Source organism: Streptomyces sp. NPDC041796 (assembly GCF_055590785.1).
In genome coordinates this window covers 1-15,496 of sequence record NZ_JBVJAH010000034.1, presented here as the reverse complement: position 1 = coordinate 15,496, position 15,496 = coordinate 1, and the positions used below count along the sequence as shown (strand labels likewise).

The following is a 15,496-nucleotide window of genomic DNA, read 5'->3' as shown; positions in this document are numbered from 1 at the left end:
AAGCGGATCATGCGCCGGCTTGATCCCGGCGCGCTGCGGATCCAGCACAGTGAGCCCATGGCAATCAGCGAGATGAGCCCCACGACGACGGCCGGGGGGACCGAGCGGCGTGTGCCGCTCTGCGCGGAGCGCATCGCCCGCGAGAGGGAAAGCCATCCCTGTCGGGTGACATACGACGCTACCGGGCTGGGCGCCGGACTGTCCGTGCGAGCGGTCCACAAGCGGATCGATGGCTGGAGCCCCGAGTTCTCCCAGTCCGCACGTCCGATGAGAACGACGCCGCCCCTTCCGCCACTTCCCGGCAGTCAACAGTGTTCAGGACGATGAGGGGCCCTCTGTGACGATGTTGCTCATGTCGTTCCCGGCGTTCGCGTCCTGTCTGGTCTTGTTCGCCCTGATGGAGAGCGCGTGGCGATGGTTCACGGGGCTGGGCTTGATCCCGTGGCTGCGCAGGCGCACGGGGCGGTCGCTGTCGAACATCGCCTTCGATGAATTCACGGCGGTCGTGAACGGAAACAAGACGGCAGAGCTGGAGCAGCGGAGGGTGGAGCTGCTGCGGCGGGACGACGAGAGCGACGGTGCGCCGCCCCGCTGCAGTGTCGACCTGACCAAGGGCACCGCGTTCATCGTGTTGCCACAGGAAGCAAATGGCCCGTGCGCCGACAGGCGCGATGCCCGTGAGGGCGGGCGATGAGACGCCAATTGGCGGGAACGGGCGCGGAACCGTCCACGCTGTGGGGGCGTATCTCATGCCTGTGGGCGGCCGCGCTCGCCGGGGTGCACTTCTTCTGGGCCGTCGGCGGTGACGTGGGGCTGAGCACCTCCGCCGGTCCGCTGGCCACCGAGCGCCCACTGTGGTTCGTCGCCGCCGGCTTGTGGGGCGTGGGTGCGCTCTGCCTCCTCGGCGCCTTGCTGGCATTGCTGCTTGCCCGGTCCCGGCTCCGAGGCGTTCCCGCTCTGCTGGCAAGGTGGCTGGTTCTTCGAAAGACGAGCACACGGACCAACGCGTCCAAGGCCCCCGCGGTCCTCTCCCGCCAGTCAGCGAACTCGACGGAGTCGGCATCGGACGGCTGCTGCGACTTCACGAAGCGGAGATGGCGCAGGGCGTGCTTCAGCACGGGGTCAACCACGGGACTTCTTTCGATCGGTACGCGGTCGACCCCATCGTGCACCTCTTTCAAAACACGGCCTAGCAGCAAGCCCCCAGCCCAGCTCCCTCCAATAGCGGCAGGTCCCCCTGCCCGTCGGGGTCGGCAGGGCGGCTCACCAGCGTGTCAGCATGCTCAGCCCCCAAGACCCGTGTGCCCTTTCCGTCCGGACCGTCAGGGCGGTGAGCATGTGCGCAGCGCGACAGCACGGTCACGGTGTTCTGGCCCCGCGACCGTGTTCAGCACGGCTGCAGAGCTACGCGGATACGCTCCCGGATGTCTGCGGTGGCCCCTCCTAGTGGCGCCGCACTGAGCTCTGCGTCCAGCTCGCGCAGCCGGTCACCGACACGGGTTGAGTTCACGGCCCCCATCAGTGTCAGGGCCTTGCCCGTGGCCGTGTCCGCCGCTTCCGGCTGCCCGGCGCGCGCATATGCCCGAGCCAGCGCAATCTGGTCGAACGCACGGCTGCGGACCTGCTCGGTAGGCCGCCAGACCGTCCCCGACGTGATGAGGTCGATCGCCCTCTCCGCCCTCGCGGGCACGTGCTCAGCGGCGATGAACTCACATACGCCGGCCGTGACGTGGAACTCTGCGGCGTCGAACCAGGTGGCCCAGCTTGGTGTCGGAGTGCCGGCGTCGCTGTTGAGGGCGGTTTCGGCGGCCTCAGTCGCCCGCTGCATGTCTTCCACGTTGCCGAGAACGGCGTGGCAGCGGGCTTCGAGGGAGAACGGCAGCGCGCGGAGCCGTCCGGGTGGGAGCCTGCGGGTGCCGTATTGGGCGGCCTGCACGAGATCCAGGGCGTCCTCGGCGTGGCCGAGGTGGTTGGCCTGGCGGGCGAGGCAGTTCAGAAGGTGCCCGCCGATGCCCGCGCCGTGCCGACCGGCCTGCTTAGCCGCTTGCAGGCCGCCAAGGCCAGCTTCACCCTGCTCCGCGAGCGTGTCCTCCTCGCCCCATGACCGATGTCAGTGGCTCCTGGAACCATGCTCTCGTCCAAGTCAGCCGCATCAGGAGCCATGCATGGGAACGTGGGCAACTGGCCCGTTCGACAGCGACCTCGCCGCAGACTTCGTCGATGAACTTGAAGGACTCACCCACCAGCAGGTCATCGAAGTGCTGGAGCGGGCATTCCAGCGAGTCACCGACTCGGGAGAGCGCGTCGATGGCGGAGACGGGGCCGAAGCCGTTGCCGCCGGCGCTCTCGTCGCCAGCACCCTCCCGGACAGCCCCATCGTGCTTGACCCCGATGACGACCCCAGGGAACCGCTGCCCGAACTGCCGGCCTCGCTTTGCGCGTCGGCGAGACTCGCACTGGACCGGGTTCTCCGGGACGGATCAGAGATGGCAACCGGCTGGGTGGACAGCGCCGACGCCGACCAACGGGCGCCAGGAAGTGCGACAATGCCCCAAGCACTCGAAACACCCACTGCGGCCCAGCTCGTGTTCGACGTCGGCGCCCACGCCTGTCCCCGCGCGCGCCTGTCCGGCGCCCAGCTCTACGACACCCTCGCCGCGCCTGCCCCCACCGCCCCACCGTCCTGCACGCGCCGTGGTGCGGCTGCGGGCGGTCTACGGCGCCTAGGCCACACACGTGGTGCGCCCCGGCTGCTGTCCCGCATCCGCCGCGGACTGCTCATGCTGCCCGGGGCCCAGGCTCCGCCATGACAGATGGCTGCGGCCCTGCGGCTTCACCAGGCAGGTGCAAAGTGGCCTGGTGCTGGCCGGTCTCGCGGTGGGACATCAAGGAGAGGGCCCTTCAGACTGACTCAGCCGCTCTCGCATGGTGATGCCGATCCCGAATTTCCTCACAACTACCCTTCGCCTCAGTTGGTTCACGGAGTGAACCAACTGAGGAACGCGGGGGGCGAGAGTGGGCGTGACGTGGTTGCTCTTCGACGGGTGTCAGAGCTGTGGGTGATGATCGGGCCATGCTGCAAGCGAGAGACGAGCACGGTCGTCAGGTGAGGAATCCGGGGCCCACGGCCTTGAGCCGGATGGTGGCGAACCTCGGCCGGGGCAACACCTTCCTCATCGTCGAGCGCGTCGACGATGAGGCGGCCGGCGATTGGTATGTGCAGGTGTGGCTGAGGGATGACCTATCGGCTGGAATTCCGTGACGGGACGGCGGCAGAGCACTACCAGACCCGGACGATCTCCCAAGAGAAGGTGATCGTCGCACTGGGCGGCTGGAAGGGACCCCTCATGTGGACCAACATCGGTGCCTCGCTCGAGAACCCCGACTGACCCTGCTGCCGCCTGGGGCCAACAAGGTCAGTGACGTGCGTTCGCTCAGCTGCGACGCAAGGGGAGGACATCGGGACTTGCTGCGGGGATGGTGGGCCGCACGGCCTTGGAGGGGGCGAGAAGCGCCACGATGGTGACGGGTTTGTCACAATGCCGCCCGCCACGTCGGCACGTCTTGAGCCGGGCCGGTCTGCACCGCATGACAGCATCGGGGAGGCCCGTGCCAACGTAGCGTTCCTGGCGCACCTGCGCACCGGACCGCCGCGAGCCGGCCGCCGTCGTATGGGCGAGCGAGCTTCGAGGACGCCTGCTCCGCCGTGCATCGCCGCCCACCCGCCGCTTCGCTGTCCCGCTGCAATCGGCCGTCCGCCCGGTGCCCTCTGGCTTCGCCGTGCCCGGTCCTGCTGTCCGGCCGTCAGCCGCTTGGCCGGGGTTTCGCTGTGCTCCTTGCCCCTGTGGTCCTGGCGACGTGCTGTGCTCCTTTGCCCCTGTGGTCCCGGCGACGTACCGTGCGCCAGCACTTGCAGCGTCACGCGTACATATGGCGTACTAATGGCGTACGCAGCGCGCGCAGGGCGCCGCTGGCCCAGCTGACCGCCCATATCCGCGCCGCCCCGGCTGCGCCGCCCTGGCCCCACCGGCCGCGCCCGCATCGACCAGGAACGTCTTCCCTCTCCGACGCCGACGCCACCACCAGCGCAAGGCCGCCTTCAAGGATCGGTACACCGGATAGTCCTTTGCGTGAGCGGTGTACCAAGGCCAGGGCAGTACGCATCCTGACCACCGCCCGCACCACGGCCTCCTCGCTGCCGCCCGCTAGGAAGGCCGCACACGATCCCGGATGGCCATACCGCCGCTGGATCGAACGCGCCGTCGCCGCTACCCGCGGAACTTCGACTCACCCGAAGCTGCGGCACCTGGCACCTCGGCGGTCGCGGGGACTACCGGACCCACGCCCAGCCGTCGCCCACAGGCCGCGACTACCCCCACGGGTGCGGCGACGACGCCACCAGGTCCCGCACGTCCGACTCGACTGCCGGATTACCCCCTGCAGGCGCGGGGACGACACGCACGACGGCATCGGCGCCGCAGTCCTCGGTGGAGCGCGGCGCACGCGGCGGCGCGCTCGGAGTCTGGTCGGTGAGGAGAGTGACGTCGAAGGTCTGCGGCGCGTTACGTAGCCCACGTTTCCATCGCCGCTTGAGCAACCGGCGCGCGGTGATCCGTTGAACCCGGTAACCGGCGACCCATCCCTGAGCCGGCGAGTGAGCGAGGTTCGCACATGTCCAGCACCCTCCCGCGCAGCGCCCAGCGTTGCCCTGTGGCCGCGGGCAGCCACCCAGCAGGCCGACCCGGCCGAACTGACTTCCAGCGACTCGCGCACTGATCGGTCGGACTCATGGACTACTGCGTTCCTTGCCGCCGCCCTCTCAACAACACCGTGACGTGCCCGGAGTGCGGGGCGTACGACGATGACATGGCATTGCCGGGCGGATCGGGCGACGGCCCGGCGGTCGACACTGCGGCGATGGAAGCCCTCTTCAGCATCGGACCAGACCCCGTCGAACCACCCGCGCCTTCCCCGGCGATCCCCACCCCCCGGAAACGGGCCGCCGAGACCGAGACCGCCCCGGCCCCGGCTTTTCCGGCCGAGGTGCCCGAGGGCCGGCGCCGTCACGGCGCGCCGCGCTGGAAGAAGTACGGCGCCCGTACCCTCGCCGCGGCCGCGTTCACCATGCTGGGCGGCATCGCTGCCGGCGCGGTGCTTCCCGACCCGACAGCCAGGCCCCAGTCCGCCGACCTCCCCGACGCACCCCCGGGCCCGGAACAGTCACCCACCGAACCGCCCCAAGGGCGCGCCGCCGCACCGCCGCGTGCCTCAAGCCCACCGGAACGTGCGGTCACGCACCCCGCCAGAGGATCCAGCCGGGACCGCGCCGGCGAGGTGAACCGACCGCCTCGCGCGACAGTCACGCAGCCGCAATCACCCTCTCCCGCGGCTCCTCCCGCCACCACGACTCCGCCGCTCACGACTCCCACCCCGGCCCCCCGCCCGTCCAGCGGCCGCCCCAGCCCCCGCCCGTCCAGCGGCCGCCCCAGTCCCTCACCTACCCCGACGGCACCATCCACCCCGCCGCCGACTGCCACACCAAGTCCGAGTCCGAGCAGCAGTACCGACACCCCACCCACGGCCGACCCCACACCGAGCCCTACGGTCAGGCCGCTTGCCGATGCGCTGCGCGGTGGTACGGAGCGGCTGCTGCCGCGCTGACAGGATCTCCGACGAGGTCCGCGGCACCTGCCGCAAAGAAGTGCCAGGCGGAGGGCCCATACGCCGTCGACCATGGTCAGAACTCCTGTCAGGATCGCCGCGACCCAGCCGGGCAGGTCGTTGACCACCTTGAAACCGCGCACGTCAGCATCAGCGCGATGAGCGCGAGCGCCTTCAGCCGCGCCCGTCTGCCGGCGCGGTACTCCCGGTCACACGCGTCACACCCATGCCCCGCACCCCGGGGTGGCCTACTTGGCGGCCCAGTAGCCCAAGTTGTTCCGGTATTCCTCCGCGGCCCGGCGCGTCGCGTCCGGCGATCCCAGCAGACCGTACGGCAGATACCCGGACCGGACACCGAGTTCCCACCCATGGACCTGGACGGCGAGGCAGGCCAGGGCGAGGGTGCCGAGAGGGAGGAGGGACCGGGGCGCGGGATCACCGGCATCGGCCTCGACGCTCTCCCGGTACGCGACCAGCCGGGCGACGAGGGCGTCCTCGAACGCCTGCTGATCGTCGTCGAGGAGTACGCGGAGCAGCTGTTGGTCCGCGCTCAGCGCGTCGCCGACCTCGTCGAGCCGCCGGGCGGCCTCCGCGCGCTCCCCGGCATCGGGCTTGCGCAGCGGAACCGTCGGCCAGTCGCGGGGCAGATGCCCGGCCGCTTCGGTGAGATAGGGGCACAGGGCGTCCATGGCGGCGAGGTCGGCGGGGTCGGAGACGGAGGTGTACCGGTTGTAGGGCACGCCGTCACGGATGGCGGGCGCGTAGTCGTCGCGCAGCAACAGCCCGGTGACCCGCTCCCAGTCCCACACATGCCCGCTGACGACACACATCTCGAACATGTCGAGCCAGGTCCGCGCGGTGGGCGCCTCCCCGACGACGTCCCGGAAGGTGATGGGCCCGTCCCCGAACTCGTCGTCGTCCGGGTCCGTGCTGATCCGCTCCCCGACGAGGGGGAACCGGAGTTCCTGGTCCCCGTCCGGGAAGCACATGATGCTCAGCACTCCGTGCACACACTCCGCGGCGGTGACGGCGACCGTGCCGGCCGCGGCGTCGAGCCCCGGCTCCGTCACCGTTCTCGCGGCGAGATGGTCGAGCAGTTCGTCCGCCATGTCCCGGATCAGCGTCGGCGAGATGCTGCCGTACCGCAGCGAGTGCCACCGCGTGTAGGCCCGCCCGTCGATGTCGTCGAGCGCCTCGGCCAACCGCCGCTTGTCGACCTGATGGCATGTCACATCTCGCACGTGCCTCGTCCCTTCATGAACTCCACGACTGGACGAAGCACGTTATCAACAGGCACTGACAGCGCTGGAGCGCTTTCTTTCGGATCACCTCGCCGACCAGATGAAGGGCGGCCATCTGGAGACCGGCGAGGTAGGTGGCGGCGGTCTTGTCGTATCGAGTGGCCAGACCTTGCCATTGCTTGAGCTTGTTGGTGCATCGCTCAACGGCGTTGCGCTGCTTGCATGTCTCGCGGTCGAAGGCCGGTGGGCGACCGCCAGATCGGCCTCACGTCTTGCGCTTGGCGATCTGGTCGGAGGGTTGTGGATCACCGCCGGGATCCCGCGCCGGCGGAGATGGGTGCGGATCGCGCGGACCGAAGAGGCCTTGTCGCCCAGGACCGCGTCCGGCGTAGTCCTGGGGCGGCCGGGGTCCGCCATGAAGCGCCCCTGGCCGGCGAGCCGGACGACCATGCCCTCCACGACGACCTGGCTGCTCCGGTGGGATGGGACGGCGTCGCCGCTGTCCTCACCTTGACCTGCGGCCCTAACCTGAAGGCTGTCCGCTTTTGCAGTCAGGGGTTCCGGAAGCCTCGTGTCATGTGCCCCTGGTGTCCGCTCCGAGGCTCCCGCAGCTGCTGGGTTGCCCCACAGGTTGATGACGCGGCTGGTGGGCCGGTTGTCGACGTGGCGTCGTTCGACTGGCTTAGTGATCGGAATCGCGGGTGTGGTGCGGTGCCGTTCCTGGTCTGGCTTGCACGAAGGCTACCGGCCAGGGCGCCGACTGGCCCTGATCCACTCTCGACTAGCCTGCTGAGGCAAGCACGTAAAAGGATCAAGGGGGACGTGCGTGAGTGACGAGACACTGCCCAAGCCGGACAAGCTGCTGCTGACACCGGACGAGCTGAAGAAGCGCAATCTGGGGTTCGCGAGCCCTTACTACCAGGCACCGCCCGCCGACAGCTACGCCGACCCGACGGCCCCGAACCTCCTCCAGCCTGAGTCTCCTCTCAGGCCTCGATCGCCGTTTCCCGCGCCTCCGGCTCCCGCAGGGCCGCAAGGCCAGAAGCCGGGCGAGCGACTCCGGATCGAGCCGACCATCCTCAACAAAGCCGCCGGTAAGGCGGATGAGATATTCACTGCCTTCACCAAGCCGGCCGCCTCCCTGGAGGAGCCGGCCCGCGCGGCGATATCGGCACTCTCGGAGTGGCAGTCGGCTGCGGGCCTCCGCGAAGCCCATAGGCGCTGGGAGAAGCAGGCCGGACTCGTAGCAGCCTGGCTCGGCCACATCGCCGAAAGCCTCAGGGCCGGTGCCCGCGACTACACCAAGACGGACACCGCGATCGAGGATGAGTTCCGCGGGGTCAAACGTCCGTCACGGATCGCGGGGCTGTGATGGTTTCCTTCTACCGGGAGATCCTGGATACCGACCTGGCTCCGCTGCAGAAGCTCGCGGATCAATGGCGTACCACTCACAAAGACATCAGCGGCCTCGGCAAACGAGTACAGGACGAGATGCTTGTTCCGCTGCGGGACAAGGGGTACTGGGAGGGTGCCGCAGCGCCCTTCGCCTGGCGAATGATCGATGACAACCAGCGCCAGATGGAGGCTGCCACCAAGGTGGCGGCGGCTGCAATAGGTGTTCTTGACGATGCCTTGGGCGAGCTCAAGGCCGTGAAGAGCGCCCTGAAGGACGCCGTGCGGCGCGCCGAGGAGAAGGGCCTTTACATCTCTCCAAGCGGCGAGGTATCGCCCAACATCATCGGTGGCCAGTGCAAAATCATTGAGAAGGGCTCCACGGAAGCCGGAACCATCGAGGACGCCACGCGGGAAATAGTCGATCTGGTAAGGCGGGGCATCGTCGCCGACCAGAACCTCGCCTTTGCCATGATGGCGGACATCGGGTTGGGTTCCTGGTTCAACAGCAACCCTCAGCACAAAAGCATCGACACCACCAACAAGATCAGTGACGGCGAGTACAACGCCTTCGCCCGGGTGTTGCAGGGCAAGGACCCGTACCCCGGTATCAAGGAAGAGGGCCCCTACGATCTCGGCCTGGACTGGGTGACGGGCAACGGCCCACGCGAGCGCGAGTACGCAGCCGGCGACGAGATGACCGAGGCGATCCGGTCCAGCGTGAGCATGCAGCAGCTGCGTCAGGACACCCTCACCGAGTGGCGCGAACAGGGCAAGACCGACGGCACCGTCAGCTACTCGATCTCCGAAGGCGGCAAGCTGGGAGCCTTGAAGAAATTGGTACTCACGGACATCCCCGCGATCGTCACGGCGGACGACGACCACTTGGGCGAGGCCTTCGTGGGCTCGTACTCCCTGGGCTACAAGGTCCAAGGCCAGGACCCCGACGGCACTCTGGTAGTCGAGTACACCCTGGATAATTCGACCAGTAACGAATCGTTCCTCCACTACGTCGGCTACTACGACTGGCTGGAGAACTTCAACCGGGATGAGGGCGCCTTTTCCACCGTGAGCCAGGAGATCAAATGGACCGAACGCATCCCGGCAGGTGATTAGGCTCATGACCCACCGATCGCCTCGTGTCGTCGCAGTCGTGACGGCACTTGTGGTGCTGGCGGGAACGCTCAGCGCCTGCGGTTCCGACGCGTTCGAACGTTGTGTCCCCGAGGAGTCGGCGGAAGCGGGTGGCGCCGATCTCGCGGGCACCTACGAAGGTAAACGTGACGCCGAGGGGGTTCGTCTTACTCTCACCACCCTCCCCCGTCAGTCGGGCGGCACGCTCTCCGTGGAGAACTGGCCCACCGGGGACTACTACCGGGAGGAACTGGGTGAGACGTTCGACGGCTCGGGAACCTGGGAGATCGACCCGCCCTCAGGCCCCGAGAAGTCGCCGTTGCTGCGGCTGCACTTCGACAAGCCGAAGGCCCTGCTCCGCGGGGACACCGTGGACCTTCTCACGATCGCTGTGGACTCCAAGCGCACCGTTGTCTACAAGAACGACGACCCCGACACCTGCCCGTCCTTCCGGCTGGACCTGAAAGGGCCATGACCTCCAGCGTCACGCGGGCACCGGCTGCTTCGAGCGCCCCTCGTCCACGCTCCGCCCCGGCGGGTCGCGCCCGCCTCATGGTGGACGGTGACCGGGGCCGGCGCCCCCTTTGACCGGTCACGCCGTGGTGGCCGGGATGGGCCCGGGCAGGGGCGGTGGTCATCAAGACCGAGGGGGCCGACCGGGTCGGGGCTGCCCCGTGACGGCGGAGGACGCCCGCGCGACCGGCCACAGCCGGCGCGGACACCTGTGGCTCGGCGCCCACTGGTTCCACCCCCGGCACACCCAGCACCTTCCGCCGGTTCCTGAGCACGAACTCGCTCACCTCCGTCGCCGTGACACCCGCACACGGCGGGTCGTCGAAACCTGCGCGCTCATGGCAGTCACCCTTGCTGCGGGCCTGCTGTCCACCTGGGCTTTCATCGCAACGTTCCTGATCGCGTGGACGAGCACCGCTGCCCTGCACTGGTGGGCTGAACTCGCCTGTGATGCCGCCGCGGTCCTGGCCTGCGGCCGCACCAGCGTGGCCGCCATGCGGACCAGCGACATCGTCGACGAGCGCACTGACCAGGGCCTCGGGCCACCGAGGACGCAGCTCGTCCCCGCCCCAATTGCCGAGCCCGCACGTCGGGCCCGGCGCGTCGGATCAGCATCGCAAGACCCCGGACCGTGTCGTGGCCGACACGGCCTACAGCAACGGCCCCCGCCGCGAGTACCTGCGGCGCCGGGGCATCCGGCACGTTCAAGCCGGTGCTGGAGAAGATCCGCGCCCCGAAGTCCGGCCCCGGCAGGTCACGCCGCAACATGCTCTTTCCGCTGCCGAACGCACCGTTCACCCAGACGATCAACGCGACCCTCCGTCTTCGAAGCCACCCCGAAGGCCGTACCCGCTCGGGCAGACCGCGCCGAGCCCAGCATCCAGCCCGAAGAAAACGACAGCCCGGCTGGGCAAACCCACCGACAGATCACCGGGACCACCTCGCAACGCCGCAGGTCATCGCAACGTCGGCGTGATGAAAGGCCCTGGGCTAGAGGTACTGGCGTATCCAAGCCTGACCGTCAGCCATCGCGGTCGCCAGGCGGATTGCGCCGCGGGCGACGACGAGCTCCGGGTTCTCGATCCGGGCGACCGTGCAGGTATTCCACAGTTCAGGGAGGGCATGTGCTTGCGCGGCCCGCAGCGCGGCGTCCCAGTAGCCCAGGTAGCCAAGGGTGCCCCCCGCAACCCGAACCACTTCCGGGTTCAGGACATTGACCAGCGAGGCGAGCGCCAGCCCGAACGCCTCACCCGCCGCGCTCACCTTGGCCTGCACGCGGCGGTCTCCTTCGGCGAGCGCGGCGTGAATCAATTCCGGCGGCATCCCTGCCTCACTCACGAGGGCCCCGCCGCCAGCGAGTTCGTCAAGGCGGCGCACGCCCTGCGGTGTGATCATAGGGAGGCTGCCGATCTCGCCGGCCCAGCCCCGGGCCCCGCGAATAACCCGCCCCTCGGACAGGTACGCCGAACCCACGGCAGTACCACAAAGAACCACAGCGGCGGAAGCGGACTCCGGGAGCGCACCGGTCTCCTGCGCGAGTGCTCCTCTGATGTCATTGACCAAAACCGACGGAACGGCGTGGCCCCCCAGGCCACCCCACCCGGCGAGCTGCGGCAGTACATCGGAAACTCGGACCTTGCCGCTCTCAACCAACCCCGGAACCGCCACTCCCAGCGCCGTCGGCACCAGTTGGTGGTCCGCAAGAAACTCCTCAAGAGCCTTCTCCAGGTCACCAGGTGTGATCCCGGCCCCGGTCTCCACTCGCCGGATCACCTGATCTCTCAGATCCTGCCCCTCGGCAAGCAACAGCATCTTCGTCCCACCGACATCGACACCCACCGCCGCACGCCGCAATGTCCTGCCCTCCCTCTCGCTGACCGCTCCAGCACCCACACCCTAGACAGACTGAGGAAAGGAAGAGTGCAGCTCGGCCGGCGCCGAGAGCAGAAGTGGCCGACTCAAGCGGCTGGACGCGTGCGATGACGCAACGCGCCGGGGAAAGCGAGGCCGCCTTGGTGGTCAGAACCGCCGCAGGTCGAAACCCGGCCAAGCGCCGCACCCTTGCACCCACGCCCTCAGGGCTACTGCGCCACCCGCTGCGAAGCCCAGCACCAACGCCTGAAGAAACCGACAGATCGTCCTGACAAAACCGCGACAAGTAGCCTGGACAGAATTCACAGCCCCAGGTCACATCACCACCGAGCGATACATCTGAAATCGGAACCCACATAAATGAGGTGGGCCGAGCTGTCCTTCGGCCTGGCCCTCCTCCTCCCCCTTTCCGTGGCCGCGGCCCTGTAGCCGGGCTGTCTCTACTCCCAGTTCACCTGGTAGCCGTAGTGTCGGACACATCCTCCATCGGCCTTGAGGGTCGGCTCGCCAGACATCCAGTCGGGGCTCAATGACAGTTCGATGCCGCGGTCGGTCGTCGCTCGGACCCCTGGCAGGCCGGCTCCGGGCTCGTCCTGTGCCGGGGCGGGGATGTCCTTCACTGTCAGCCCGCGCATGGACCACTTCTCGCGGAGGGTGTCGACGGCCGCTATGTATGCAGCGCGGCTCGCGAAGCCGGGCTCCCACCTGACGGTCGGCTGGTCACGGGTGACCCCAGCCGTGTCCACTCCGAATTCGTCCTTGCAGGAAGAGCTGGCCGTCTCTCTCCGGTCGATCACCGAGTCCGGGTCGATGCCCAACAGCCGTACCGCATCCTCGCCCGCTTCCTGGGTATGCCGCAGGTGCTCGAGATACGCCGTTTCCGTCAGGACCGGGCCACCCGCCAGGGCCGCACAGCCTTGTACCGCAAGGAGGAGCACCGGCACCATCCCGCCCACGACCAGCGTCATGACGCGACGCCGACGCGCCGACGCGAGATCGGGGACGTGCGAGGCGGGAGTGGTTGGTGTCGTCATGGGCATATCCGAGCAGGCGGCCCGGGCTGGGCGGCGCCGCTTCCGTACTCAAAATTCGGGTGAGTACCGGCGCGACTCGACACATTCGGGTTCTCTGACCTCCATACGTACCCTCAACATCCAGCGAAGCCGACGAGGCGCCACCGCGCCGACAGCCAGCGCCAACAGCTGCCGTGCGGTGGGCGGATGCTGCGGCCACCAGGGCTGGGCGGGCAATGCATGCCGAGCTTTACCGGCCCGATCTCCGCGTCGGCTGCCCCGTCGGCTTCGAGCTGCGTCTGATGGTCTTCGGCCCTGGGCTGGTCGCAGGGAGGCCACCGACGTGTACTGGCGGCCTACAGCGGCTACGAGCTAGACGGACGGGCAGACGCCGTTACGTCTACCTCGGCACAGCGACCGCCGCAGCCCTCACCGTCTGGCTCCGAACGTGACGGCCCGGGCAAGTCCTGGGCGGCGAACTCCGTGTACGGGAGGAACCCCGACGGCTCCGGGTCCCAAACCGATTGCCCTCGGTACCCGGCACGGTGTGACATGTGGGCATGAGCAGAATGGCGCAGGTCATCGTGTTGGCGCGATACGAGGACGAGGTGATGGAGCCGCTGACGCGGCCGGACGAGGCCCGCACCTGGCACGGCTGCTTTGCGCGGATCCCCTGGTTCGTAGGGGGCTGGCACATCGAGTTCGAGCGGTGGAACCGGCGCCGCGGCGTGCTCAAGGACCTGGAGTCCCTGCCGTGGAACGAGCCCGCCTGCGTGCAGGTCATGCTGTACGACGAGGACGACGACCTGTTCGGTCTGTGGATGTTCCGCGGCGGAGCCCTCGTCGAGGTGGGCATCCCCGGCACCCAGCGGGTGCACATCGCTGCCCCGCCATGGGACGTGGACCCCGGCTTCCTGGCCCGGACCGGCCTGGGCAGGGGAGAGGACGGCACTCGCCAGAGCACGTACAAGACCCGCGGTCGTGCTGGTGACCCGGCCAGACGGGGCCGGACAGGTACTGAAGTCGCCCTTGCCGGTCCGGCCCGGGGCCGGACCGGTTTCATCTGGCTCCGAACATGATCGGCCGGACAAGTCCTAGGGCGTGTCCGCAAAGTGGTTGGTGCGTTGGTCTGTTCGTGGTGCGTCGTCATGAGCTGACCGATGAGTCGTGGGCAGTGATCAAGCCGTTGCTGGCTCCACCGTGGATGGGCCGTCCGGTGCGGGATCGCCGCCAGGTGGTCAACGGCATCCTGTGGAAGCTGTCCACGGGTGCGGCCTGGCGGGACCTGCCCGAGCGTTACGGACCGTGGAAGACGGTCTACGAACGCTTCCGCCGCTGGTCGGCCGACGGCACCTGGGACCGCCTGCTAGCCCACGTCCAACAGCACTCCGACGCGGTCGGCGCTGTCGACTGGAGCCTGGTGTGTGTCGATTCCACTTCCGTGCGGGCTCACCAGCACGCGGCCGGGGCCCGAAAAGGGGGCTCTGGCCGGACCAGGCGATCGGCCGGTCCCGTGGCGGGCTGACCACGAAGATGCACCTCGCTTGCGACGGGCAGGGCCGTGCCACTGGCCTTCACGATCACCGCAGGCAATGTCAACGACTGCACCCAGTTCGAGCAGATCATGGCTCGCATCAGCGTCAGCCGGTGCGGGCCCGGACGTCCCAGGACCCGGCCCGATCAGGTCGTCGCCGACAAGGGTTACTCGTCCACAAAAATCCGCGCTTACCTGCGCAGGCGGGGCATCAAAGCAGCCATCCCGGAACGGATCGACCAAATCAACGGCCGCATCCGGCGCGGCGAGAGCCTGTGCCGGCTCGACCAGGCCGCCTACCGGCGACGCAACGTCGTCGAACGCTGCCTCAACCGGCTCAAACACAACAAAGCCCTGGCCACCCGCTATGACAAACTCGCCCGCCACTACCAGGCCCTGGTCACCCTGGCCTGCCCACGACTCTGGCTGCCCTGACATTGCGGACACGACCTAGGGCCAGGCTCCCGGCCAACCGGAGAGTGTCGTCATTTCTCACGAACATCGAGAACAGCGCAGTCCGAGTGCCTCTCGAAGTGTTGAACAACTGCTGTCGAAACTGCTCAACAAACCACCCGCCCTGTGACCGCTCCTCACTCGGGTCGGTTTGCCGGGTGTGAACGACCTTGACCTCATGATGGGCGAACCGGGCGACCGGCTGCCGCTGCTCACAGCCGGTGAGGCACGCGCCGCTGGCTTTGTAGGGGTGTTTTGAGAACGTCTGTCGCTCAGCGGTGGGAACGCCCTCTTCCACGGGAGAGCGGTGTCGCTGGGCTTTGGGAACGCCTCGGTGCTTGCTTCCGGACGATGGTTGAGTTCGGGCTGGCTCCCGCGTGGACAGCCCGGTCGGCAGGAGTCTGGGACCTGGTCAGCGGTAGTCGTTGAGCCAGTCGCCCGGGATCAGGTCACGAACGCGGTTGAGGTCTTCTGCCGTCCGGCCGCAGGCCAGAATGGCCGCGCCGTCGTCATCGCGCAGGAGGACGTCCTGGCCCAGGAACCACCGTGTCTCCTCGCCGATCGGGTATTCCGGGAACGGTAGTCGGCCGGAATTCGTCTCCAGCAGTTCGAGGCTGTCGTCATCCGGGTCGAGGAAGTCGCAGAGCTCTTCATCGGCCTGGAGGGACTCCGACAAGATGATC

The 15,496-nt window shown here is 68.3% G+C and carries 14 protein-coding genes and 3 pseudogenes; 11 read left to right on the top strand and 6 right to left on the bottom strand.

Annotated features, from left to right (window positions below; all coding sequences use genetic code 11):
* Window positions 1-343: 343 nt before the first annotated feature.
* Window positions 344-694 carry a DUF6191 domain-containing protein gene (locus tag ACZ6C1_RS36145; RefSeq protein ID WP_469247240.1) on the top strand — a complete coding sequence of 117 codons (351 nt, stop codon included), beginning with the start codon at window positions 344-346 and terminating at the stop codon, window positions 692-694.
* Window positions 691-1,461 (top strand): DUF3995 domain-containing protein, encoded by a 771-nt coding sequence (locus ACZ6C1_RS36140; RefSeq protein WP_469247225.1) that lies wholly within the window; start codon window positions 691-693, stop codon window positions 1,459-1,461. Before ACZ6C1_RS36145 ends, ACZ6C1_RS36140 begins: the two co-directional genes overlap by 4 nt.
* On the opposite strand, the gene ACZ6C1_RS36135 is transcribed toward ACZ6C1_RS36140, so the two are convergent.
* On the bottom strand, window positions 1,388-1,936 hold the full coding sequence (locus tag ACZ6C1_RS36135) for a hypothetical protein (RefSeq protein ID WP_469247243.1): 549 nt from the start codon (window positions 1,934-1,936) through the stop codon (window positions 1,388-1,390). The genes ACZ6C1_RS36140 and ACZ6C1_RS36135 overlap by 74 nt on opposite strands.
* Between ACZ6C1_RS36135 and ACZ6C1_RS36130 the strand changes: the two genes are divergently transcribed.
* From ACZ6C1_RS36130 to ACZ6C1_RS36115, 4 genes are all read left to right on the top strand, one after another.
* Window positions 1,922-2,104: a hypothetical protein gene (locus ACZ6C1_RS36130; RefSeq protein WP_469247242.1), complete on the top strand. Its 183-nt coding sequence runs from the start codon at window positions 1,922-1,924 to the stop codon at window positions 2,102-2,104. The two genes, ACZ6C1_RS36135 and ACZ6C1_RS36130, sit on opposite strands and share 15 nt — an antisense overlap.
* 61 nt (window positions 2,105-2,165) lie before the next feature.
* Window positions 2,166-2,810 (top strand): DUF4259 domain-containing protein, encoded by a 645-nt coding sequence (locus ACZ6C1_RS36125; protein ID WP_469247224.1) that lies wholly within the window; start codon window positions 2,166-2,168, stop codon window positions 2,808-2,810.
* A 426-nt stretch (window positions 2,811-3,236) separates the two neighbouring features.
* The gene (locus ACZ6C1_RS36120) at window positions 3,237-3,389 is read left to right on the top strand and encodes a hypothetical protein (protein ID WP_469247223.1); all 153 of its coding nucleotides are present in this window, start codon (window positions 3,237-3,239) and stop codon (window positions 3,387-3,389) included.
* 1,399 nt (window positions 3,390-4,788) lie between these two features.
* Window positions 4,789-5,661: an SCO2400 family protein gene (locus tag ACZ6C1_RS36115; RefSeq protein WP_469247222.1), complete on the top strand. Its 873-nt coding sequence runs from the start codon at window positions 4,789-4,791 to the stop codon at window positions 5,659-5,661.
* A gap of 248 nt (window positions 5,662-5,909) precedes the next feature.
* Here the strand turns inward: ACZ6C1_RS36115 and ACZ6C1_RS36110 are convergent, their stop codons facing one another.
* Together ACZ6C1_RS36110 and ACZ6C1_RS36105 are read right to left on the bottom strand one after the other, a co-directional pair.
* Window positions 5,910-6,902: an immunity 49 family protein gene (locus tag ACZ6C1_RS36110; RefSeq protein WP_469247221.1), complete on the bottom strand. Its 993-nt coding sequence runs from the start codon at window positions 6,900-6,902 to the stop codon at window positions 5,910-5,912.
* Between the two features lie 13 nt (window positions 6,903-6,915).
* A pseudogene (locus tag ACZ6C1_RS36105) lies at window positions 6,916-7,307 on the bottom strand (hypothetical protein); the annotation flags it as partial.
* A gap of 421 nt (window positions 7,308-7,728) precedes the next feature.
* On the opposite strand from ACZ6C1_RS36105, the gene ACZ6C1_RS36100 reads away from it, so the two are divergent.
* The 3 genes from ACZ6C1_RS36100 to ACZ6C1_RS36090 are packed head-to-tail and all read left to right on the top strand — an operon-like array spanning window position 7,729 to window position 9,903.
* Window positions 7,729-8,274 (top strand): hypothetical protein, encoded by a 546-nt coding sequence (locus ACZ6C1_RS36100; RefSeq protein ID WP_469247219.1) that lies wholly within the window; start codon window positions 7,729-7,731, stop codon window positions 8,272-8,274.
* Window positions 8,274-9,410, top strand: coding sequence for a hypothetical protein (locus ACZ6C1_RS36095; RefSeq protein WP_469247217.1), 1,137 nt, complete (start codon window positions 8,274-8,276; stop codon window positions 9,408-9,410). Before ACZ6C1_RS36100 ends, ACZ6C1_RS36095 begins: the two co-directional genes overlap by 1 nt.
* A 37-nt stretch (window positions 9,411-9,447) precedes the next feature.
* On the top strand, window positions 9,448-9,903 hold the full coding sequence (locus tag ACZ6C1_RS36090; protein ID WP_469247215.1) for a hypothetical protein: 456 nt from the start codon (window positions 9,448-9,450) through the stop codon (window positions 9,901-9,903).
* 1,028 nt (window positions 9,904-10,931) lie between these two features.
* Here the strand turns inward: ACZ6C1_RS36090 and ACZ6C1_RS36085 are convergent.
* Both ACZ6C1_RS36085 and ACZ6C1_RS36080 read right to left on the bottom strand, forming a co-directional pair.
* Complete coding sequence (locus tag ACZ6C1_RS36085; protein ID WP_469247213.1) at window positions 10,932-11,780, bottom strand: ROK family protein; 849 nt, start codon at window positions 11,778-11,780, stop codon at window positions 10,932-10,934.
* Window positions 11,781-12,253: 473 nt separating this feature from the next.
* Complete coding sequence (locus ACZ6C1_RS36080) at window positions 12,254-12,847, bottom strand: hypothetical protein (protein WP_469247211.1); 594 nt, start codon at window positions 12,845-12,847, stop codon at window positions 12,254-12,256.
* 539 nt (window positions 12,848-13,386) lie between these two features.
* Between ACZ6C1_RS36080 and ACZ6C1_RS36075 the strand changes: the two genes are divergently transcribed.
* Together ACZ6C1_RS36075 and ACZ6C1_RS36070 are read left to right on the top strand one after the other, a co-directional pair.
* On the top strand, window positions 13,387-13,905 hold the full coding sequence (locus ACZ6C1_RS36075; RefSeq protein ID WP_469247209.1) for a hypothetical protein: 519 nt from the start codon (window positions 13,387-13,389) through the stop codon (window positions 13,903-13,905).
* Window positions 13,902-14,795, top strand: a pseudogene (locus tag ACZ6C1_RS36070) (IS5 family transposase). The gene ACZ6C1_RS36075 and the pseudogene ACZ6C1_RS36070 overlap by 4 nt, the downstream one beginning before the upstream one ends.
* A 430-nt stretch (window positions 14,796-15,225) precedes the next feature.
* Here ACZ6C1_RS36070 and ACZ6C1_RS36065 read toward each other — a convergent pair.
* Window positions 15,226-15,496, bottom strand: a pseudogene (locus ACZ6C1_RS36065) (SMI1/KNR4 family protein); the annotation flags it as partial.

Bases quoted from the DNA above. Each gene is read 5' to 3' on its own strand.
- ACZ6C1_RS36145 (WP_469247240.1), top strand. From the start codon at position 344: ATGTTGCTCATGTCGTTCCCGGCGTTCGCGTCCTGTCTGGTCTTGTTC.
- ACZ6C1_RS36140 (WP_469247225.1), top strand. From the start codon at position 691: ATGAGACGCCAATTGGCGGGAACGGGCGCGGAACCGTCCACGCTGTGG.
- ACZ6C1_RS36115 (WP_469247222.1), top strand. From the start codon at position 4,789: ATGGACTACTGCGTTCCTTGCCGCCGCCCTCTCAACAACACCGTGACG.
- ACZ6C1_RS36075 (WP_469247209.1), top strand. From the start codon at position 13,387: ATGAGCAGAATGGCGCAGGTCATCGTGTTGGCGCGATACGAGGACGAG.
- ACZ6C1_RS36120 (WP_469247223.1), top strand. From the start codon at position 3,237: ATGACCTATCGGCTGGAATTCCGTGACGGGACGGCGGCAGAGCACTAC.
- ACZ6C1_RS36095 (WP_469247217.1), top strand. From the start codon at position 8,274: ATGGTTTCCTTCTACCGGGAGATCCTGGATACCGACCTGGCTCCGCTG.
- ACZ6C1_RS36125 (WP_469247224.1), top strand. From the start codon at position 2,166: ATGGGAACGTGGGCAACTGGCCCGTTCGACAGCGACCTCGCCGCAGAC.
- ACZ6C1_RS36080 (WP_469247211.1), bottom strand. From the start codon at position 12,847: ATGACGACACCAACCACTCCCGCCTCGCACGTCCCCGATCTCGCGTCG.